Origin of the sequence: Streptomyces sp. NPDC102259 (genome assembly GCF_044766465.1) — a bacterium.
Classification (GTDB): Bacteria; Actinomycetota; Actinomycetes; order Streptomycetales; family Streptomycetaceae; genus Streptomyces.
Map to the genome: position 1 here is coordinate 86,401 of NZ_JBIWMA010000002.1, position 18,144 is coordinate 104,544.

The following is an 18,144-nucleotide window of genomic DNA, read 5'->3' on the forward strand; positions in this document are numbered from 1 at the left end:
TTCGAGAGCGCGCCGGAGGTGTGGAAGGCGTCCGCTCGTCTCCCGTGTCGGCGAGGTTGTGCCGGACGTCGCTGACGGCCGATGCGAGCCGGCCTTCGAGGCCGCGCTCGCGCACCCCGTCGGTGACCTGCTCGTCATGGACCGGGTCATCCTGGAACCACCGTGGCGCGGCCTGGGCCTGGGCCCGGTCCTGGCAGGTGCCGCCACCCGCCGCCTCTCGCAAGACTGTGTCGCGGTGGCGTGCGAGCCCGGATCGGCCGACGGCCGCGAGTTGACCGAAGGCCGGCATCGCGAAGCCGCCGCCAAGCTGAGCCGGGTATGGGAGCGGATCGGCTTCGAACCGTTCCAGGAAGGTGCTGGCTCCGCCACCAGAGGCGGCCCCGGTGCACTTCAAGCACTCCGGGGGTCAGCCGAGCGAGTCCTCGGAATGGTGGCTGAGCCGATCCCGTCGAGCACGGTTCCCCTCGCGATCGTTCGCAGGCGCTCGTCCTCGTCGTCGACTCCGGGCCGCGATCACGCCGCCCACGACACCGATGGCAAGCACCACCAGCAGGAACCCGCGTTGCCAGAGCGTCCCCCGTTACTGATCCGCTGATGGCTCCCACGGCGTTGGTTGACCTCGGCGCCCATCATTCAACTGGGCACCGACATGTCCGGATCAGCTGGGGACATGGGGGCGGTTGCGAATCCACACCGGCCGGCTCAGGTCCCCCCAGGCCCACCTCAAGGGGTGCCTCTGGTTGCTGACGGCGAATGCAGGCCATGGGTGTCAACTGCCGCAGAAAGTCTCATCCTCCTCACCGGTCGGGGTCCTTGCCAGCCGAACTGTTCCGATATATCGTTGACGCATCGCGACAGATCAACGATGGAATGAAGGAGTGGTTTGCGATGCGTACCCACGGATTCGAGCGTGGACATGGACAGGACGACCCCCGGCGCGGCCGTGGCGGTTTCGACGGACGGCGGGCGGCTTTCGGGCCCTTCGGTCCGGGTGGCCCGGGCGGACCGGGATTCGGCCCCGGCGGTCCCGGCTTCGGGCCGGGCTTCGGTGGCCCCTGGGGCGGACGAGGGCGTGGCGGGCCCAGGGGAAGGGCGCGGCGCGGTGACGTACGGGCCTCGATCCTGGCCCTGCTCAAGGACCGGCCCATGCACGGCTACGAGATGATCCAGGAGATCGCCGAGCGCAGCGGCGGGGCGTGGAAGCCCAGCCCCGGCTCGGTGTACCCCACCCTCCAGCTGCTGGAGGACGAGGGCCTGATCAGCAGTGAGAGCGAAGGCGGCAAGAAGCTGTTCTCGCTCACCGACGAAGGCCGCACGGCCGCCGAGGAGGGCCCGGAGGCCCCCTGGGAGGAGGCCTCGCGCGGGGTCGACTGGGAGGCTCTCAGCGAGATCCGCCAGGCCGGCTTCGGTCTGATGGAGGCCTTCGGGCAGGTCTGGAAGACCGGCAGCAAGGAGCAGCGCGAGAAGGCGCTCACGGTCATCAACGACGCCCGTAAGAAGCTGTACCTGATCCTCGCCGACGAGGACTGATCGCCGTACGGCGACGTCGAGGCGCCCCGCGGAGTCATCCGCGGGGCGCCTTCGTGTGCCGTGTGCCGTGTGCCGTGTGCCTGGTCCGGTCAGGCGACCAGTCCGCCCAGCTTGCGCAGCGACTCGTTGAGCGCGGCCGTGCCCGAGTCCTTGAGTCTGCCCGCCATCAGCGACACGGCCGCGCCCGTGAACTCGCCGTCGATGCGGACCGTCGTCGCGTCCCCGTCGGGGGTCAGCGTGTAGCGGGTGGCGACGGACACCGCCATCGGGCCCTTGCCGCGGATGGCGAGCACCCGGGCGGGCTCCAGTTCCGCCACGGTCCACTCGACCTCGGCCGGGAAGCCCATGAGCTTCATGTTCTCCTGGAAGGTCGCGCCCACTTCGAGGGTCTCGGGGCCGCCCTTGGGGAAGTTGGTGTGGGTCGCGTTCCACTCCCCGTGCGTCGGCCAGTCGGTGAGCTGGGCCCACACCTTGTCGGCCGGTGCCTGGATGCGTGCCTCCGCGCTGACTTCGGCCATGCGACCACCTCTTCGTGTCGGGCAACTCGGGCTGCGGTGTCGCGGAAGGTAGCTCCAGGACCTCGAACATTCAATACTGACGAACCGTCAGAAAGTATGGAGCAGCGCGCCGTCGACGCTCTCGGGGCCGGCTCGGCCGCTCCGCCGTGTCGCACCCGCTGTCCGCGCCCGTCGGGGAGGTGCGGTCGGGCCCGGGGGTTGCGTGAGGGGCGGGTGGCAAGACGACGCGCGCCCCGGCGGGGGAATCGGCCTGATCTCATCCGTAGGGAGGAGATTGCGACGGCCTGGGTCCGCTCTGTGTGGGACGCGAAGATGCTCCCCGCCGGGGATGACCGCACCCGGCCGAAACTGATGGGGTGGGGTGGTGCAATCCCGTACTTCCCGGCAGTCGCCCCAGAGCCCGGCGGCGCACGGCATGGACGACGACCCCAGGCTCGCCGCCGAGCCCGCGGCGGCGCTCGCCGCCGCCCGCCGCAGGGCGGTGCGGGACGGGGACCGGCAGATCGACACCGCCCACCTGCTGCACTCGCTCCTGGAGCAGGACCCTCAGGTGCGCGCCGCCTTCGACGGCGGACCCCAGCTCGCCCGGCTGCTCGCCTACCTCGTCCAGCGCAGCATCGGCTACGGCCTGCGCTGGCAGAGCGGAGTGGAGGACTCCGGGACCCTTCCCGTCGTGACGGTCGCCGAGGGTCTCTCCCCGCTGGCCGCGGCCGCGCTGGAGCACGCGTGCGTGCGGGCCGCCCGGCGCGACGGAGCGCCGGCCCGGGGCGTCGACCTGCTCGCGGCGATCGTCACGGACCCGCAGGCGCGGGCCGTCGAGGTGCTGACCCGTGCCGCCGTCGACGTCCACCGGTTGCGCGCCCGGATCGAGGACGGTCCGCAGGAGCGCGAGGCCCGCGCCGGAGGTGGTGGCGAAGGGGCCTGCTGAGCCCGCTCCGGCCGCCCGCCCGCCGTCCGGGGCCTCCCCGTCCCGCCGTCCGGGGCCGTCCAGTCGATGAGACAGGTGTCAACGAGGATGACGCTCCTGTCGTCGCCTGTCATCATGTGCCGGTGCATACGTCTGTGAGCAGTGAGGGCAAGCGCGGAAGGGGCATCGGTCTCGGTCTGGCGATCGGGTCGGCCATCGCCTTCGGCGGATCCGGGGTCGCGGCCAAGCCGCTGATCGAGGCGGGCCTCGATCCGCTGCACGTGGTGTGGCTGCGGGTGACCGGCGCGGCCCTGGTGATGCTGCCGCTCGCCGTACGGCACCGCGCGCTGCTGCGCACCCGCCCGGCACTGCTCGCCGGGTTCGGCCTGCTCGGCGTGGCGGGGGTGCAGGCGTTCTACTTCGCCGCGATCTCCCGCATCCCGGTCGGTGTCGCGCTGCTCGTCGAGTACCTCGCGCCCGCGCTGGTGCTCGGCTGGGTGCGGTTCGTCCAGCGGCGGCCGGTGACGCGTGCCGCCGCGCTCGGCGTGGTCCTCGCGGTGGGCGGCCTCGCCTGTGTCGTCGAAGTCTGGTCGGGGCTGAGTTTCGACGCCTTCGGACTGCTGCTCGCGCTCGCGGCCGCCTGCTGCCAGGTCGGCTACTTCGTCCTGTCCGACCAGGGCAGCGACTCCGGGGACGACGCCCCCGATCCGCTCGGCGTCATCGCGTACGGCCTTCTCGTGGGCGCCGTCGTGCTGACCGCCGTCTCCCGCCCCTGGGGCATGGACTGGTCCGTGCTCGCGCACACCGCCGGCATGAACGGCAACGAGGTCCCCGCCTGGCAGCTGCTCGCCTGGATCGTGCTCATCGCGACGGTGGTCGCGTACATCACCGGCGTGGTCTCCGTGCGGCGGCTCTCTCCCCAGGTCGCGGGCGTGGTGGCCTGTCTGGAGGCGGTCATCGCGACGGTCCTGGCCTGGGTGCTGCTCGGCGAGCACCTGTCGGCGCCGCAGATCGTGGGTGGGGCGGTGGTTCTTCTCGGCGCCTTCATCGCGCAGTCGTCCGCGCCGGCCAAGGGCGGCTCGGAGCCGGTGATCGGCGGCAGCCCCGAACGGGAACTGTCGGCCCGAGGAACGGCCGCCTAGGCTCCCGAGCGCCCCTTCGAACACACGCGTTCCGGCCGGGCCCGCCCGCGTGGTCACCCGTCCGGTCGGCGGGCGCGAGGTGGGGCTCCGGCCCTTCCTCGCGCCGTCCCGTGCGTCACCTCGGCGGTCGGGCCCGCCGTCGTCGCGACAGGTGCTCGCCGGCCGCCGCGTCGTGCGGGCCGCCGCGTGCGGCCAGGCCGGCGGCGATGCGATCCTGGGTCTCGCTCGGCCGGTGGGCCGCGTACTTGAACTTCGCTCGTACGCCGGTCACCTCGAGCCGGACACCGCGGATGCCGGAGAGCAGACGGCCGTACGGCGCCTCGCCGACCGTGGGCCGGGCGGAGCCGCCCTCCGGCTGGAAGTGGCCCAGCTGGCGTTCGAGCAGCTCGGCCTTGGCGGTCGGATCGTCCACGACGTGGGCCGTGCAGCGGAGTTGGACCGCCGCGTAGAAGCTCGTCGGGGTGCCGTGCTCGGCGGGGGCGCCCGGCGGCGCCTGCCACGGGCCGGGGACGAACACATAGTCGTCGACCACGCTCAGGATCACGGTCGGATCCGCCTCCAGGGCGGGCCACAGGGGGTTGGGCCGGGCCAGGTGGGTGAGGGCCTCGCCGGTGGCGGGGTCGTAGGCGAAGTGCAGCGGCTGGACGAACGGCGGCTCGCCCGGCGGTCCGTTGACCGCGAGCTGGCCGAAGTCGTGGACGGACAGCCAGTCGCGCCACTCGCCGTCGTCGTGGGGCGCGTCCCAGGGGTGGATGAGCATCACGGCACCGCGAGGTAGTCGGGGAGCGCGGTGCCGGAGGCGAGGTCGGCGTCCGGGAGGGGCGTGTCGTAGCCCTTGCGCAGCGGGATCACACCGGCCCAGTGGGGGAGGGCGAGGTCCTCCGGTTCCTCGTTCACCCCGCCGGTGCGGGTCTTGGCCGAGACCTCGTTCAGATCGAGGCGGATCACCGCGGTCGCCGCCAGTTCCTTCTTGTTGGCGGGACGCGAGTCGGCGGCCCGGCCCGGGACGACATGGTCGACGAGGGCGTCGAGCGCGGTGAGCTTCTCCTGCGGGTCCGTCACGTCGTACGCGATGCCGTGCACCACGACCGAGCGGTAGTTGATCGAGTGGTGGAAGGCCGATCGGGCCAGCACCAGACCGTCGACATGCGTCACCGTCAGGCACACGGGCAGCCCCGGGTCCGCCTGTCCCGTCATCCGCAGCGGACGCGAACCCGTGGAGCCGTGCACGTAGAGCGTCTCGCCGACCCTGCCGTACAGGGTGGGCAGCACGACCGGCGCGCCGTCGCGGACGAAGCCGAGGTGGCAGACGTAGCCCTCGTCGAGTATCGCGTGCACGAGGTCCCTGTCGTACGAGGCCTTCTGCGCGGACCGCGTGGGGATCGTACGGTCGGTCGGGGTGTAGGCGGCGGCTCGTGTCGTCGTCTCCGGGGTCCCGTGCATGGCGTTCTCCATTGCGCTAGTGCATAATAGGCTTTGTGCTAGGAGAATATCCGATCAAAGGCCGGCGTGCAGCGGACATTTCCGCGAGCGTCGAGGCAGCGGTGGCCGCAGGCGAGCTGGCGCCGGGGCAACTGCTGCCGCCCATGCGGGAGTTGGCGACCGCGCTGGGGGTGAACCCGAACACCGTCGCGGCCGCCTATCGCACCCTGCGGGAGCGCGGGGTGATCGAGACCGACGGCCGGCGGGGCAGCCGCGTGCGGTCGAAGCCCGCCACGACCGGGCGCGAGTTCCTCCGGGTCGAGGTACCGGAGGGCGTCCGGGACGCGGCCGCCGGCAACCCGGACACGGCGCTGCTGCCGCCGTTGGCGTCGGCGTTCGCGTGGGCCGCCGCGCAGGGCGACCGGGAGCCGGTCCTGTACGGACACGCTCCGCTGGAGCCCGAACTGGCTCGGCTGGCGCGGGCCGAACTGGACGCGGACGGTGTGCCGGCCGGACCCGTCGCCGTCGCCTCCGGTTCGCTGGACGCGATCGAGCGCGTCCTCGCCGCGCATCTGCGGCCGGGCGACACCGTGGCCGTCGAGGATCCCGGCTGGGGCTCCCTGCTCGACCTCGTCCCGGCGCTCGGGCTGCGCCCGGTGCCGGTCGGCGTCGACGACGACGGGCCGTTGCCCGAGCAGGTGCGTCGCGCCCTGGAGGCCGGCGCGCGCGCCCTCATCGTCACCGACCGGGCGCAGAACCCGACCGGCGCGGCGGTGAGCGCCGCACGCGCGCGTGCCCTGCGTGCCGTGCTGCGGGCGCACCCGGGGACCGTGCTCGTCGAGGACGACCACGGTCATGGGATCGTCGACCTCCCTCTGCACCCCCTCGCGGGCGTCACCCGGCACTGGGCGTTCGTGCGCTCGGTGGCCAAGGCGTACGGCCCCGACCTGCGGTTCGCCGTGCTCACCGGGGACGAGGTCACCCTCGACCGGGTACGCGGACGGCAGCGACTGGGCCCCGGGTGGGTCAGCCGGATCACCCAGCGGGCGGTGCTGCGGCTCTGGGCCGACGGGGCGGTGGACGCGCGCGCGGTGGCCGAGGCGTACGGGAGCCGGCGGGACGCGCTGATCACGGCGCTGGCCGCCCGGGGGGTCGAGGCACGGGGCCGCAGCGGGATGAACGTGTGGATTCCCGTGCCGGACGAGACGGGGGCCGTCGCCCGGCTGCTCCAGGCGGGATGGGCCGTCGCGCCCGGGGCGCGGTTTCGGATCGAGGCGCCGCCCGGGATCCGGATCACCGTGTCGACGCTCGGCTCGGAGGAGGTCGCCCCGCTGGCGGACGCCGTCGCCTCCGCGGTGCGGGTGGGAGGCGCGCGCGGGTACGTCTAGGGCGAGGCGGGGCGAGGCGGGACGGCGCTGCGGGGAAGGTCCCGGCGGGTGCCGGATCGTCGCGGATTCGCCCCCCCCCACACACGGCGGAGTCGCCCCCGCGGTACCGCCCCTGCCCTGGATTCGCCCCACACAGCGGAGGGTCGGTGTGGGGCGTCGTGCTCGGCGCGGGAGGGGCGTGGGTCGGTGTCGCCGCCGCGTTCCAGGGGGCGGGCGTCAAGCCCTGGGTTCAGGATCTGCCCCGTGCCTGGGTCAGTGCCGCTCCCGCCAGGACGATCGCCGCGCCCACCGGGGTCGACCAGCTCAGCGGCTCGCCGAGGATCGCGACGCCTGCCGCCGTCGCGATGACGGGGATGAAGTAGGTGACCATCTGGGCCGTCGTCGGGCCGATCTCGGTGACCAGGCCGTACTGGATCAGCAGGGCGAGGCCCGTGCCGAGCGCGCCCAGGGCGGCCGTGGCGAGCAGCGGGACCAGCGGGAAACGGCTCGGCAGGGTGGTGAACAGCGGGGTGACGACGGCCAGTTGGAGCGTCGCCAGCAGGAGCTGTCCGCCGGTCATCGACAGGGCCGAGGAGCCGGTGTTCGCCAGGGTGCGGCGGAGGTAGATCCAGCCGATCGGGTAGCTGAGCGAGGCCAGCAGGGCCAGGGTCGTGCCCCGGGCGTCCAGGCCGTGGAAGCCCTGCCAGGCGCCCAGGACCGTCAGGACGCCGAGGAAGCCGAGGCCGAGGCCCGCCACGCGCAACCGGGTAGGCCGGTCCTCCGACAGCGCCACCAGGGACAGGGCCATGCCCCACAGGGGCGAGGTCGCGTTGCAGATCCCGGCCAGGGTGGAGGGAATGGTCAGCTCGGCGTAGGCGAACAGGGAGAAGGGCAGGGCGTTGAGGAGGAAGGCCGCCACCGTCAGATGCGCCCAGGTCCGGGCCCCGCGGGGCAGCCGCTCGCGCTTGACCGCCATCGCGACCGCCAGGACCGCCGTACCGAACAGCAGCCTGCCAAAGGTGACCTGGAAGGGTGCGTAGCCGCCGGTGCCCACCTTGATGAGCAGGAAGCTGAAGCCCCAGATCAGCGAGAGCACGCCGAAGCGCAGTCGCCAGTCGAGGGTGCGACGGGGGAGGTCGGGGGCTTGCGGGGAGGTCCGGGCGGGGGCGGTGACAGCAGTCATGAGCGTAACGATGCTGTACGTCGTCTCGTCACACAATCGAGAATATTCGAGCGATACCTCGTAGCATCGCTTACATGTTGAACCTGGAGCGCCTGCGCACCCTCGACGCCCTGGCCCGGCACGGATCGGTCAGTGGCGCCGCCACGGGCCTGCACATCACCACCTCGGCCGTCTCGCAGCAGATGGCCAAGCTGGAACGGGAGGTCGGGCAGCGGCTCCTCGCCAAGCAGGGACGAGGGGTGCGGCTCACGGACGCGGGGCGGCTGCTCGCCGACCACGCGTCCAGGATCCTGTCACAGGTCGAGCTCGCCCAGTCCGATCTGGAGGCTCAGCGCGGTCAGGTGGTGGGGGAGCTGCGGCTCTCCGCGTTCCCGACCGCGGCCCGCGGGCTGTTCCCCGTCGCGCTCGCCGAGCTGCGCAAGGCGCACCCGGGGCTGCGGCTGCGCTCGTCCGAGCTGGAACCGGAGCGGGGGGTGGCCGGCGTGGTCCGCGGCGACCTCGACCTCGCCGTCGTCCTGGACTGGTACAACAAGCCGATGCCGGTGCCGGACGGCCTGGTCAAGGCGCCCATCCTGGACGATCCCGCCGATGTCGCGATGCCGGCCGGGCACCCCCTGGCGGACCGGGACGAGGTGGACCTCGGGGAGTTCGCCGAGGACGAGTGGATCACCTGGGGCGAGGGCGAGTTCTGTCACGAGTGGCTGATGTTCACGCTGCGCTCACGGGGCGTCGAGCCGATCGTCGGCCACCGGGCGGCCGAGACGCACACCCAACTCGGGCTGGTGGCAGCCGGGCTGGGCGTCTGCATCGCGCCGCTGCTCGGACGTCACCCGGTGCCCGAGGGCGTCGTGACGGTCCCCCTGCGGCAGCGGGTGCGCCGGCATGTGTACGTGCTCTGGCGGGCGGACGCCGACCGCCGCCCGTCGATCCGGGCGGCGGTCGAGGCGCTCAAGGCGGCGGGGCAGGTCGTGGGGCAGTCCGTTGGCTGAACGGCCCTACACACCGCCCAGCTTGCGGAAGTCCCACGACACGATCTTCGTCGGCGTCAGCCGCACCCACGCGTGCCGGCCGTCGTGCGGCATCGAGTCCAAGCCGAAGTTCTTGCGCGCGAACAGCGTCTCCACGGCGTCGAGTTCGGCACACAGCTCCCCGGTACGCGGACTCTCGCCCACGAACTCCACGACGCCGGACAGCTCGACGCCCCGCAGCGCGTCGTACTCCTCGCCCGTGTCGATCACGATGGCGACCCGCGGATCGCGGTTCAGGTCCGCCCAGCGCTTGCTGCGCACGACCGAGTACAGCCACAACGCGGTGCCGTCCCAGAGGAACCACAGGGCGCTGACGTGCGGGGCGCCGTCGGTGGACACGGTCGCGACCCGGCAGGTGCGCTGGAGGGTGAGGAACGCGTCCAGTTCACCCGGCGACATCATGATCTTCCGGCCCCGGCGCTGAGTGACGGTCATCCGGCCCCCTCATTCTTTTCTTCTGGGTACGTGCCGCTCTCCTGAAATGGCGTCAGGAAAGCATGGGTCTTCTTCCTTCTGCGCGCAATGGCGGTTACTGTCGCCCGCTCCACACCGACGCCAGGGGGAGTCATGCCGTCGTACGAACAGCTCAGCGCCCTCCTCGACCCGGCGAGCACCGTCCTGATCACGGTGGAGTGCCAGCAGGGCGTCGTCGGACCCGGCGCCGCCCTGCCCCAGCTCGCCCGCGCGGCCCGGGAGTCGGGGGCCCTCGCCAACGTCGCCCGGCTGGTCGCGGCCGCCCACGCGAGCCGCGTCCAGGTCGTGCACGCCGTCGCCGAGCGCCGCCCCGACGGCCGGGGCGCCAACCGCAACGCCCGGCTGTTCCGCGCGGCCGAGCGCCTTCCCGTCCAGCAGCTCACCGGCACCGACGCGACCCGCCCGGCGCCTCCGATCGAGTGGGCCGAGCAGGACCTCGTGGTGCGGCGGCTGCACGGGCTGTCGCCGGTCCAGGGCACCGACGTCGACGCCCTGCTGCGCAACCTGGGCTGCCGCACCCTGGTCGTGAGCGGCGTCTCGGCCAACGTGGCCATCCCGAACACCGTCTTCGACGCCGTCAACCGGGGCTACACGGCCGTCGTGCCGTCGGACGCCATCGCCGGGGTGCCCGCCGACTACACCCCCGCGATGATCCGCCACACCCTCGCGTTGGTCGCCACGGTCGCGACCACGGACGAGGTGCTGGCCTGTCTCCGGCGGTCGGCCGTCAGGCCAGCGTGATCGAGTCGCCGCTGACGGTGATCGGCACCTCGGGCAGCGGTTTCTGCGCGGGACCGCTCTTCACGCTGCCGTCCGTGATCGAGAAGTTGCTGTTGTGACAGGGGCAGTTGATCACGCCGTCGGAGATGCTCTTCACCGCGCAGCCCTGGTGGGTGCAGACGGCGGAGAACGCCTTGTACGTGCCCGCCGTCGGCTGGGTGACGACCACCTTCTCGGAGTCGAACACCTTGCCGCCGCCCTCGGGTATGTCGGCGGTCGTGGTGAGCGCGGCGCCGGCCGCGGCGTTGTCCCCGCCGCCCGTGCCGCCCGTGCCGCCGGTGCTCGCGGCCTCCGACGTGCCGGCCGAGGCGGACGAGCTCGACGAGTCGTCGTCGGAGCCTCCGCACGCGGTCAGCGCGACGGAGAGTCCCGCGGCTCCGGCGGCTGCCACGACGGTACGGCGGGCAGGCCCCGAAGCGGACTTGATCGATGCGCTGGTCATGCTGGAGGTTCCCTTCCAGGGGGGTGCGTGGATCTGCCGTGAGGTACGAGCCGGGGGCGCCCGTCGTTCAGCACCCCCGCCAAGTCCGGACAGTGTCGAGATCTTGACCCGTTCGAGATGAGTGCGGCGTAAGCCTGAGCTGTCGCCGAGCTGTCGGCCGCGCATCACCCCAGGCCCAGTAGCCTGGGGCGATGCTCAAGGAAGTCACCGCGACCCGCTTCGTCACCCCCCTGCGCGAGGGCGGTTCCTTGCCGGGACTCGTCGAGGCCGACGACTTCGGCCTGTACGTCATGAAGTTCACCGGCGCCGGGCAGGGCCGCAAGACGCTCGTCGCCGAGGTCGTCTGCGGCGAACTCGCCCGCAGGCTCGGCTTCCGGGTGCCCCGCCTGGTGACCGTGGAGCTCGACATCGTGCTCGGGCTCGGCGAACCCGACCAGCAGGTACAGGAGTTGCTGAAGTCCAGCGGCGGCACCAACCTCGGCATGTACTTCCTCTCCGGCGCCCTCGGCTTCGACCCGCTCGCCTTCCCGGTGACCTCCGAGGAGGCCGGCCGGATCGTCTGGTTCGACGCGCTCGTGAACAACGTCGACCGGTCCTGGCGCAACCCCAACCTGCTCGTGCACCGCGGCGACCTGTGGGTCGTCGATCACGGCGCCACCATGATCTGGCAGCACAACTGGCCCACCGCCGAGACCTCCGCGGCCCGCCCCTACGACGCCTCTGACCACGCGCTCGCCCCGTTCGGGCCCGACGTGGCGGCCGCGGCCGCGGAACTGGCGCCGCTGATCACCGCCGACCTCCTCGCCGAGGTCACCGCCGAGATCCCCGACGTCTGGCTGGCCGACGAGCCCGGCTTCGACACCCCGGACGCGCTCCGCCGGGCCTACGCGGCGCCCCTGCTCGCCCGCGCCGCCGTCATCCACGACCGCATCAAGGGGACCAAGTGACCGAGCGCCACATCATCCGACCGGGCCAGGGCGGCGACCGGGACGTCTTCGAGTACGCCCTGCTGCGCGTCGTACCGCGCATCGAGCGCGGCGAGTGCGTCAACGCGGGCGTGCTGGTGTACTGCCGCGGCCAGGACTACGTGGGCGCCCGCACCCACCTCGACGAGGCGAAGCTGCTGGCGCTGGACCCGGAGGCCGACGTGGCCGGGGTGCGGGCCGCCCTGCGGGCCGTCGAGGGCGTGTGCGCGGGCGGCGCGTCGGCCGGACAGGCGGCGCACGACGACGCCGGCCGGCGCTTCCGCTGGCTGATCGCGCCCCGCTCGACGATCGTCCAGCCCGGCCCCGTCCACACGGGACTCACCACCGATCCCGCCGCCGAGACCGAGCGCCTGCTCGAACTGCTGGTGAGGTAATGGATCACACCCGCGCCGTGTGGCGTTGACACCGGGTGCCAGGGCTTCTAGCGTCACGTCTGCCGAAGGTACTAAGCGGTCGCTCACCACTCGGGCGCATCCAGATTTTCTCAAGGGCGAGGAGAACCAGCAATGTCCACCACTGAGCAGCGGGTCGCCGTGGTCACGGGCGCGGCGCGCGGCATCGGAGCCGCCACCGCCGTACGGCTGGCCGCGGAAGGCCGCGCGGTCGCGGTCGTCGACCTCGACGAGGCCGCCTGCAAGGACACCGTCGAGAAGATCACCGCGGCGGGCGGCAAGGCCGTCGCGGTCGGCGCCGACGTCTCCGACGAGGCCCAGGTCGAGGCGGCGATCGCCCGCATCGTCGAGGAGCTCGGCGCGCCGACGATCCTCGTCAACAACGCGGGCGTGCTCCGCGACAACCTGCTGTTCAAGATGAGCGTCGCCGACTGGGACACCGTCCTCGGCGTGCACCTGCGCGGCTCGTTCCTGATGACCAAGGCCGTCCAGAAGCACATGGTCGACGCGGGCTTCGGCCGGGTCGTCAACCTGTCCTCCTCCTCGGCGCTCGGCAACCGCGGCCAGGCCAACTACTCCGCCGCCAAGGCCGGTCTCCAGGGCTTCACCAAGACCCTTGCCATCGAGCTCGGCAAGTTCGGCATCACCGCCAACGCCGTGGCCCCCGGCTTCATCGCCACCGACATGACCGCCGCGACCGCCGCCCGGGTCGGCATGGGCTTCGAGGAGTTCAAGGCCGCGGCCGCCACCCAGATCCCGGTCGCGCGCGTCGGTGAGCCCGATGACATCGCCAACGCGATCGCCTTCTTCACGAACGAGGCCGCGGGCTTCGTCTCCGGCCAGGTGCTGTACGTCGCCGGCGGACCGCTCGACTAAAGGCCACCAGGGAGCACTAGGAAGCACTGGGGATCACGAACATGACTGAACTGCCCGCACTCTCCGGCAAGGTCGCACTCGTCACCGGCGCCAGCCGCGGCATCGGCTACGGCGTCGCCGAAGCACTCGTCGCCCGCGGCGACCAGGTCTGCATCACCGGCCGCAACGAGGACGCGCTCAAGGAGGCCGTCGAGCGGCTCGGCGCCGACCGGGTCATCGGCGTCGCCGGCAAGGCGCACGACCTGGCGCATCAGGCGGTGGCCGTCGAGCGCACCATGGAGGCCTTCGGCCGCGTCGACTTCCTGGTCAACAACGCCGGGACGAACCCGGTGTTCGGGCCGATCGCCGACCTCGACCTGGACGTCGCCCGCAAGGTCTTCGAGACCAACGTGGTCTCCGCGCTCGGCTTCGCGCAGCGGACCTGGCACGCCTGGCAGAAGGACAACGGCGGCGCGATCGTCAACATCGCCTCCGTGGCGGGACTCTCCGCCTCGCCGTTCATCGGCGCGTACGGCATCAGCAAGGCCGCGATGATCAACCTGACCCAGCAGCTGGCGCACGAGTTCGCGCCGCGGGTGCGGGTCAACTCGATCGCCCCGGCCGTGGTGAAGACGAAGTTCGCCGAGGCCCTGTACGAGGGCCGCGAGGAGGAGGCGGCCGCCGCCTACCCGCTGGCCCGGCTCGGCGTGCCCTCCGACATCGGCGGCACCGCCGCGTTCCTCACCTCGCAGCAGTCGGACTGGATCACCGGCCAGACGCTCGTCGTCGACGGCGGAATCTTCCTCAACGCCGGCGTGGGCTGATCCCGGCATGGCTTGAACTGGACGTCGACACGGGCGCCGTTTCTTGACGGAAACGGCGCCCGTGTCGTCGTTCCGGCGTCGCGAGGGCGATGACAACGTAGTCACCCCAAAGTGATCAAGAATGCTTCAAGGGCGCGGGTTCACGGCGCGTGGGGCTGCGGTATGGTCTGCCAACCCTTGGCATGGCAGATCGAGGAGCGTGCGCGTGTTCAACCGGAACCGATCCTTGCAGCAGATGGCGGCGATCGTGTCCATATCCCTGGTGGCCGGATGCAGCCTCCTGGGGGAGGAGAGCTCCGACGATGCCGGACCGATCGTCGTGGGCACCACCAGTGCTCCCAGCACGCTCGATCCCGCCGCCGCCTGGGACGGCTCCTGGGAGCTGTTCCGCAACATCTACCAGACGTTGCTGAGCTACCCCAACGGAGCGACGAGCCCCCAGCCGGACGCCGCCAAGTCCTGCGAATTCACCGATAGTTCGAACCGCACGTACAAGTGCGAACTGCGCGAAGGGCTCAAGTTCTCCAACGGCGACACGATCGACGCGAAGGCCGTGAAGCACTCGATCGACCGGATCAGGACGATCAACGCGGAAACCGGCCCCAACGGACTCCTGGGCAGCCTGGACAGCGTCGAGACGAAGGGCGACCAGGTGGTGCTCTTCCGGCTCAACAAGGCCGACGCCACCTTCCCGTTCGTGCTCGCCACCCCCGGCATGTCCCTCGTCGACCCCGACGACTACTCCGCGAAGGCGCTGCGCAAGGACGACGGCATCGTCGGCTCCGGACCGTACCGGCTCCAGTCCTACGAAGAGGGCAAGCAGGCCGTACTGGTACGAAACGACAACTACAAGGGCTTCGCCGAGCGCAAGAACGACGCGGTGACGATCCGCTACTTCCAGGACTCCGGCGAGATGGTCAAGGCCCTGCGCGCCAAGGACATCGACATCACCTACCAGGGTCTCGCCGCCGACGACATCGTCGACCTGGACACCAAGAGCGCCGCCAACGAGGGCCTCCAGCTCATCGAGGGCGCCGGCAGCAACATCAACTACCTGGTGTTCAACCCCAAGGACCCGTGGTCCGACAAGGTCGCCGTGCGCCGGGCCGTGGCCCAGGTCGTGGACCGGGCCGCGATCGCCCACGAGGTCTACAAGGACACGGTCGAGCCGCTGTACTCCATGGTCCCGTCCGGCCTCACCGGCCACACCACCGGCTTCTTCGACTCCTTCGGCGACCCCGACACCGCCAAGGCGCGCAAGATCCTCACCGAGGCGGGGATCACCGAGACCGTCCCGCTCACCCTCTGGTACACCACCGACCGCTACGGCTCCGACACCGCCCTGGAGTTCAAGGAGATCAAGCGGCAGCTGGACGCCTCGGGCCTGTTCTCGGTCAAGCTGAAGAGCCGCCCCTGGAACACCTACGTGGTCGGCTACCAGAAGGGCGAGTACCCGGTGTTCGGGCGCGGCTGGGCCCCGGACTTCCCCGACGCGGACAACTTCATCGCCCCGTTCGTCGGCGACCAGAACGCGCTCGGCACGCCCTACCCGGCGAAGGAGATCACCCAGGTGCTGCTGCCCCGCTCGCGCGGGGAGAGCGACCGCGCCAACGTGGTGAAGGACTTCGAGGAGGCCCAGCAGATCCTCGTCGACGACGCCCGGCTGCTGCCCCTGTGGCAGGGCAAGCAGTACCTGGCCTCCTCCGAGGACGTCTCGGGCGGCGAGCGGTCCCTGGACCCGTCGACGATCATGATGATGTGGGAACTGACGCGGAAGACCAGCTGGTAGGCGGTCGGTGAACCGGTCCGCGGGGCCCGCTGTCAGTGGTCGCCTGTAGGTTCTGTGCTCTGCAAGTGACCGCACGACCCAAGGACGTTGACGTGACCGACATCGCCATGCTGCCCGAGTCCTGGCGCGGGGTTCTGGGCGACGAGCTCCAGCAGCCCTACTTCAAGGAGCTGACGGAGTTCGTCGAGGAGGAGCGGGCGGCCGGCCCCGTCTACCCCCCGCGCGAGGAGGTCTTCGCCGCGCTCGACGCGACGCCGTACGAGCGGGTGAAGGTGCTCGTCCTCGGCCAGGACCCGTACCACGGCGAGGGCCAGGGACACGGCCTGTGCTTCTCGGTGCGGCCGGGCGTGAAGATCCCGCCGTCCCTGCGGAACATCTACAAGGAGATGCACGCGGAGCTGGGCACGCCGATTCCGGACAACGGCTATCTGATGCCGTGGGCGCAGCAGGGCGTCCTGCTGCTCAACGCGGTCCTCACGGTCCGCGCCGGCGAGGCGAACTCGCACAAGGGCAAGGGCTGGGAGAAGGTCACGGACGCGGTGATCCGCGCGGTGGCCGACCGGCCCGACCCGGCCGTCTTCGTCCTGTGGGGCAACTACGCGCAGAAGAAGCTCCCGCTCATCGACGAGACCCGGCACATCGTGGTCAAGGGCGCCCACCCCTCGCCGCTGTCGGCGAAGAAGTTCTTCGGTTCCCGCCCGTTCACGCAGATCAACGAGGCCGTGGCACAGCAGGGCCACGAGCCGATCGACTGGACGATCCCGAACCTGGCCGACCAGGGCTGACCCGAGGCGACCCGACCCGGCCCGACCCACCCAGCCTGATCCACCCAGCCTGACCCGGGACGGCCGCGGCCCGCCGTCTGCCGCCGCGCCGGTTCCGCCACGGACCGGCACGGTGCCGCCTGACCGGGATTGCGGAAACCTGCGGCTAGCGTCGTCGCAACGACGCAAGGAGGCCGAGGTGGCGGAGCGACAGGGGCAGACGGTGCCGGACGCCCTGCTGACGCGGATCGGGCAGGTCGTGATGCTGCACCACGGGGGAGACCGCGAGGAGGCCCGGCGGCGACTCCTCGACCTGTGGACCGAGATCGGCGCGAACGGCGCCCCTATGCACCGCTGCACCCTCGCCCACTACCTGGCCGACACCCACGACGACCCTTCGGACGAGTTGGCGTGGGACCTTCGGGCGCTGACGGCGGCGGAGGAGCACGGCGGCTCGGTCGAGGTGCGGGCGCTCTACCCGTCGCTGCACCTCAACCTGGCGGCGGACTACGTCAAACTCGGCCGCGCCGAGGCCGCCCGCACCCATGTGCGCAGGGCGCGTACGGCTGCCGTGGCACTGAGGGACGACAGCTACGGGGACGGCGTACGGGCGGCGATCAGCCGGATGGAACTGAGACTGGGGGAGGGCGAAGGCGAGGGGGAGGGGGAGGGGGAGGGCCGGAGTGAGTGGGAGCGCGGGTGGTGAGACCGGCGGGGCGGTCGTCCGCCGTCTCCCGACGCCCACGGCCCGTGCCCCTCACCGCCCGTGAGCCTGCTCGCAGAACGGCCCGTGCCCCTCACCGCCCGTAGGCCTGATCGCAGGACGGCCCCTGACTCTCACCGCCCGTAGGCCTGCTCGCAGATCGTCGCCTCCGGGCTGTCGCCCTGCCATCCGCCGTACGTCCTGCCGAGCGCGCACACATCGGTGTTCCTGCGCACCTCCGCCTCCACGTCCGGGATCTCCACGCGCGGCACCGAGTGCCGCCGGGTCTCCGGGTGGGGCGGTCGGGTGTGCGGCCGGGAACGGGACGGGGGCGGCTGCCCGGCGCCGCCGGCCCCCGGCACCGCCGCCGTCCGCCGCCGCTGCGCCGGCGCCGCCGGTGCATCCGGTTCCCGCTTCCGGGACGGCCCGACCATCTCCAGCGCCTCACGGGCCGGCGCCTGCACGACCTGCACCTCGGTCCGTCCCTCCGGCCGCGGTACGGACGGCTGGGTCGGCGCGAGGACGGGACCGGGCACGGCCGGGCGCTGGACGGTCACGCATCCCGTGAGGGCCGAGACGGCCACGGTGACCAGGAGCGTTGCGGTAGTCGTCGTGGTTCGATGCACCCGCGCAACTCTGGTGGTTCCGCCCGCCCGAGCAACAGCGGAGCAGCGCAGGTTGCCCCGCACGGGTGATCCCGTACCCCGTACGAGGGACCGGACCCGCCCGTGCTGACGTCACTCGCCGGTGACCCCGTCGATGCGCTCACGGATCAGATCGGCGTGGCCGTTGTGACGGGCGTACGGTGCGCAGCTGGGCGTCGGAGAGCCCCTCGCACTTCCACGCCAGGGTCTGCCGGTGGTGGTCCAGCCACCCTTCCAGCATGGCGCGTTCGTCGGCGTTCTGGGCGGGTCCGGTGCGCTGTCGCTGCGTCGTCATGTCCGCATGGTGGCTCCGAGCCGCCCTCCGCCACCACGGGATTTCCTCGACGGGGCCGCCCGGCACGCCATTCAGCATTCCCTCCGGGCCCCGCGCCCC

The 18,144-nt window shown here is 71.8% G+C and carries 21 protein-coding genes and 2 pseudogenes; 14 read left to right on the forward strand and 9 right to left on the reverse strand.

The window, feature by feature from the left end; all coding sequences use genetic code 11:
• Nucleotides 1-58: 58 nt before the first annotated feature.
• Together ACIRPU_RS04945 and ACIRPU_RS04950 are read left to right on the forward strand one after the other, a co-directional pair.
• On the forward strand, nt 59-595 hold the full coding sequence (locus tag ACIRPU_RS04945; protein ID WP_403861811.1) for a hypothetical protein: 537 nt from the start codon (nt 59-61) through the stop codon (nt 593-595).
• A 293-nt stretch (nt 596-888) separates the two neighbouring features.
• Nucleotides 889-1,530 carry a PadR family transcriptional regulator gene (locus ACIRPU_RS04950; RefSeq protein ID WP_385555413.1) on the forward strand — a complete coding sequence of 214 codons (642 nt, stop codon included), beginning with the start codon at nt 889-891 and terminating at the stop codon, nt 1,528-1,530.
• Between the two features lie 89 nt (nt 1,531-1,619).
• On the opposite strand, the gene ACIRPU_RS04955 is transcribed toward ACIRPU_RS04950, so the two are convergent.
• The gene (locus ACIRPU_RS04955) at nt 1,620-2,048 is read right to left on the reverse strand and encodes an SRPBCC family protein (protein ID WP_385555411.1); all 429 of its coding nucleotides are present in this window, start codon (nt 2,046-2,048) and stop codon (nt 1,620-1,622) included.
• A 364-nt stretch (nt 2,049-2,412) separates the two neighbouring features.
• On the opposite strand from ACIRPU_RS04955, the gene ACIRPU_RS04960 reads away from it, so the two are divergent.
• Nucleotides 2,413-2,976 carry a Clp protease N-terminal domain-containing protein gene (locus tag ACIRPU_RS04960; protein WP_403861816.1) on the forward strand — a complete coding sequence of 188 codons (564 nt, stop codon included), beginning with the start codon at nt 2,413-2,415 and terminating at the stop codon, nt 2,974-2,976.
• 116 nt (nt 2,977-3,092) lie between these two features.
• The gene (locus ACIRPU_RS04965; protein ID WP_403861820.1) at nt 3,093-4,097 is read left to right on the forward strand and encodes an EamA family transporter; all 1,005 of its coding nucleotides are present in this window, start codon (nt 3,093-3,095) and stop codon (nt 4,095-4,097) included.
• Between the two features lie 115 nt (nt 4,098-4,212).
• Here ACIRPU_RS04965 and ACIRPU_RS04970 read toward each other — a convergent pair whose 3' ends face one another.
• Together ACIRPU_RS04970 and ACIRPU_RS04975 are read right to left on the reverse strand one after the other, a co-directional pair.
• A complete protein-coding gene (locus tag ACIRPU_RS04970; RefSeq protein ID WP_403861823.1) occupies nt 4,213-4,857 on the reverse strand; it encodes an FMN-binding negative transcriptional regulator in 645 nt (214 codons plus the stop codon).
• A complete protein-coding gene (locus tag ACIRPU_RS04975) occupies nt 4,857-5,540 on the reverse strand; it encodes a pyridoxamine 5'-phosphate oxidase family protein (RefSeq protein WP_403861826.1) in 684 nt (227 codons plus the stop codon). Before ACIRPU_RS04975 ends, ACIRPU_RS04970 begins: the two co-directional genes overlap by 1 nt.
• 35 nt (nt 5,541-5,575) lie before the next feature.
• On the opposite strand from ACIRPU_RS04975, the gene ACIRPU_RS04980 reads away from it, so the two are divergent.
• Nucleotides 5,576-6,907 carry an aminotransferase class I/II-fold pyridoxal phosphate-dependent enzyme gene (locus tag ACIRPU_RS04980; RefSeq protein WP_403861829.1) on the forward strand — a complete coding sequence of 444 codons (1,332 nt, stop codon included), beginning with the start codon at nt 5,576-5,578 and terminating at the stop codon, nt 6,905-6,907.
• Nucleotides 6,908-7,136: 229 nt separating this feature from the next.
• On the opposite strand, the gene ACIRPU_RS04985 is transcribed toward ACIRPU_RS04980, so the two are convergent.
• Complete coding sequence (locus ACIRPU_RS04985; RefSeq protein WP_403861832.1) at nt 7,137-8,069, reverse strand: DMT family transporter; 933 nt, start codon at nt 8,067-8,069, stop codon at nt 7,137-7,139.
• A 74-nt stretch (nt 8,070-8,143) separates the two neighbouring features.
• Here ACIRPU_RS04985 and ACIRPU_RS04990 point away from each other — a divergent pair, with 74 nt between their 5' ends.
• Nucleotides 8,144-9,058 carry a LysR family transcriptional regulator gene (locus ACIRPU_RS04990; RefSeq protein ID WP_384118182.1) on the forward strand — a complete coding sequence of 305 codons (915 nt, stop codon included), beginning with the start codon at nt 8,144-8,146 and terminating at the stop codon, nt 9,056-9,058.
• A 6-nt stretch (nt 9,059-9,064) separates the two neighbouring features.
• Here the strand turns inward: ACIRPU_RS04990 and ACIRPU_RS04995 are convergent, their stop codons facing one another.
• Nucleotides 9,065-9,532: a pyridoxamine 5'-phosphate oxidase family protein gene (locus tag ACIRPU_RS04995; protein ID WP_403861835.1), complete on the reverse strand. Its 468-nt coding sequence runs from the start codon at nt 9,530-9,532 to the stop codon at nt 9,065-9,067.
• A gap of 132 nt (nt 9,533-9,664) precedes the next feature.
• On the opposite strand from ACIRPU_RS04995, the gene ACIRPU_RS05000 reads away from it, so the two are divergent.
• Nucleotides 9,665-10,312 (forward strand): cysteine hydrolase, encoded by a 648-nt coding sequence (locus ACIRPU_RS05000; RefSeq protein ID WP_403861838.1) that lies wholly within the window; start codon nt 9,665-9,667, stop codon nt 10,310-10,312.
• Here ACIRPU_RS05000 and ACIRPU_RS05005 read toward each other — a convergent pair.
• The gene (locus ACIRPU_RS05005) at nt 10,299-10,793 is read right to left on the reverse strand and encodes a Rieske (2Fe-2S) protein (RefSeq protein WP_403861841.1); all 495 of its coding nucleotides are present in this window, start codon (nt 10,791-10,793) and stop codon (nt 10,299-10,301) included. The genes ACIRPU_RS05000 and ACIRPU_RS05005 overlap by 14 nt on opposite strands.
• 191 nt (nt 10,794-10,984) lie before the next feature.
• Between ACIRPU_RS05005 and ACIRPU_RS05010 the strand changes: the two genes are divergently transcribed.
• The 7 genes from ACIRPU_RS05010 to ACIRPU_RS05040 all read left to right on the forward strand — a co-directional run bounded on the left by ACIRPU_RS05010 (nt 10,985) and on the right by ACIRPU_RS05040 (nt 17,109).
• Nucleotides 10,985-11,740: a HipA family kinase gene (locus ACIRPU_RS05010; RefSeq protein WP_403861844.1), complete on the forward strand. Its 756-nt coding sequence runs from the start codon at nt 10,985-10,987 to the stop codon at nt 11,738-11,740.
• On the forward strand, nt 11,737-12,153 hold the full coding sequence (locus ACIRPU_RS05015; protein ID WP_403861847.1) for a DUF3037 domain-containing protein: 417 nt from the start codon (nt 11,737-11,739) through the stop codon (nt 12,151-12,153). The genes ACIRPU_RS05010 and ACIRPU_RS05015 overlap by 4 nt, the downstream gene beginning before the upstream one ends.
• 132 nt (nt 12,154-12,285) lie before the next feature.
• Nucleotides 12,286-13,047, forward strand: coding sequence for a 3-oxoacyl-ACP reductase FabG (gene fabG / locus ACIRPU_RS05020; protein WP_351754529.1), 762 nt, complete (start codon nt 12,286-12,288; stop codon nt 13,045-13,047).
• Nucleotides 13,048-13,088: 41 nt separating this feature from the next.
• Nucleotides 13,089-13,850 carry an SDR family oxidoreductase gene (locus tag ACIRPU_RS05025; RefSeq protein WP_355704672.1) on the forward strand — a complete coding sequence of 254 codons (762 nt, stop codon included), beginning with the start codon at nt 13,089-13,091 and terminating at the stop codon, nt 13,848-13,850.
• A 205-nt stretch (nt 13,851-14,055) separates the two neighbouring features.
• The gene (locus tag ACIRPU_RS05030) at nt 14,056-15,639 is read left to right on the forward strand and encodes an ABC transporter substrate-binding protein (RefSeq protein WP_403861850.1); all 1,584 of its coding nucleotides are present in this window, start codon (nt 14,056-14,058) and stop codon (nt 15,637-15,639) included.
• Nucleotides 15,640-15,731: 92 nt separating this feature from the next.
• Nucleotides 15,732-16,424, forward strand: coding sequence for a uracil-DNA glycosylase (locus ACIRPU_RS05035; protein WP_403861852.1), 693 nt, complete (start codon nt 15,732-15,734; stop codon nt 16,422-16,424).
• Nucleotides 16,425-16,602: 178 nt separating this feature from the next.
• On the forward strand, nt 16,603-17,109 hold the full coding sequence (locus tag ACIRPU_RS05040) for a hypothetical protein (RefSeq protein ID WP_403861854.1): 507 nt from the start codon (nt 16,603-16,605) through the stop codon (nt 17,107-17,109).
• Between the two features lie 131 nt (nt 17,110-17,240).
• Here the strand turns inward: ACIRPU_RS05040 and ACIRPU_RS05045 are convergent, their stop codons facing one another.
• The 3 genes and pseudogenes from ACIRPU_RS05045 to ACIRPU_RS05055 form a co-directional block, all read right to left on the reverse strand.
• A complete protein-coding gene (locus ACIRPU_RS05045; protein ID WP_403861857.1) occupies nt 17,241-17,732 on the reverse strand; it encodes a hypothetical protein in 492 nt (163 codons plus the stop codon).
• 111 nt (nt 17,733-17,843) lie between these two features.
• Nucleotides 17,844-17,897, reverse strand: a pseudogene (locus ACIRPU_RS05050) (Mini-circle protein); the annotation flags it as partial.
• A 1-nt stretch (nt 17,898) separates the two neighbouring features.
• Nucleotides 17,899-18,045: pseudogene (locus ACIRPU_RS05055) on the reverse strand (DUF664 domain-containing protein); the annotation flags it as partial.
• Nucleotides 18,046-18,144 lie beyond the last annotated feature (99 nt).

Excerpts from the sequence above, each read along its gene's own strand:
- ACIRPU_RS04995 (WP_403861835.1), bottom strand. The coding sequence starts at position 9,532 with ATGACCGTCACTCAGCGCCGGGGCCGGAAGATCATGATGTCGCCGGGT.
- ACIRPU_RS04975 (WP_403861826.1), bottom strand. The coding sequence starts at position 5,540 with ATGCACGGGACCCCGGAGACGACGACACGAGCCGCCGCCTACACCCCG.
- ACIRPU_RS04970 (WP_403861823.1), bottom strand. The coding sequence starts at position 4,857 with ATGCTCATCCACCCCTGGGACGCGCCCCACGACGACGGCGAGTGGCGC.
- ACIRPU_RS04955 (WP_385555411.1), bottom strand. The coding sequence starts at position 2,048 with ATGGCCGAAGTCAGCGCGGAGGCACGCATCCAGGCACCGGCCGACAAG.
- ACIRPU_RS04950 (WP_385555413.1), top strand. The coding sequence starts at position 889 with ATGCGTACCCACGGATTCGAGCGTGGACATGGACAGGACGACCCCCGG.
- ACIRPU_RS05010 (WP_403861844.1), top strand. The coding sequence starts at position 10,985 with ATGCTCAAGGAAGTCACCGCGACCCGCTTCGTCACCCCCCTGCGCGAG.
- ACIRPU_RS04990 (WP_384118182.1), top strand. The coding sequence starts at position 8,144 with ATGTTGAACCTGGAGCGCCTGCGCACCCTCGACGCCCTGGCCCGGCAC.
- ACIRPU_RS05000 (WP_403861838.1), top strand. The coding sequence starts at position 9,665 with ATGCCGTCGTACGAACAGCTCAGCGCCCTCCTCGACCCGGCGAGCACC.
- fabG (WP_351754529.1), top strand. The coding sequence starts at position 12,286 with ATGTCCACCACTGAGCAGCGGGTCGCCGTGGTCACGGGCGCGGCGCGC.
- ACIRPU_RS04985 (WP_403861832.1), bottom strand. The coding sequence starts at position 8,069 with ATGACTGCTGTCACCGCCCCCGCCCGGACCTCCCCGCAAGCCCCCGAC.
- ACIRPU_RS05005 (WP_403861841.1), bottom strand. The coding sequence starts at position 10,793 with ATGACCAGCGCATCGATCAAGTCCGCTTCGGGGCCTGCCCGCCGTACC.
- ACIRPU_RS05025 (WP_355704672.1), top strand. The coding sequence starts at position 13,089 with ATGACTGAACTGCCCGCACTCTCCGGCAAGGTCGCACTCGTCACCGGC.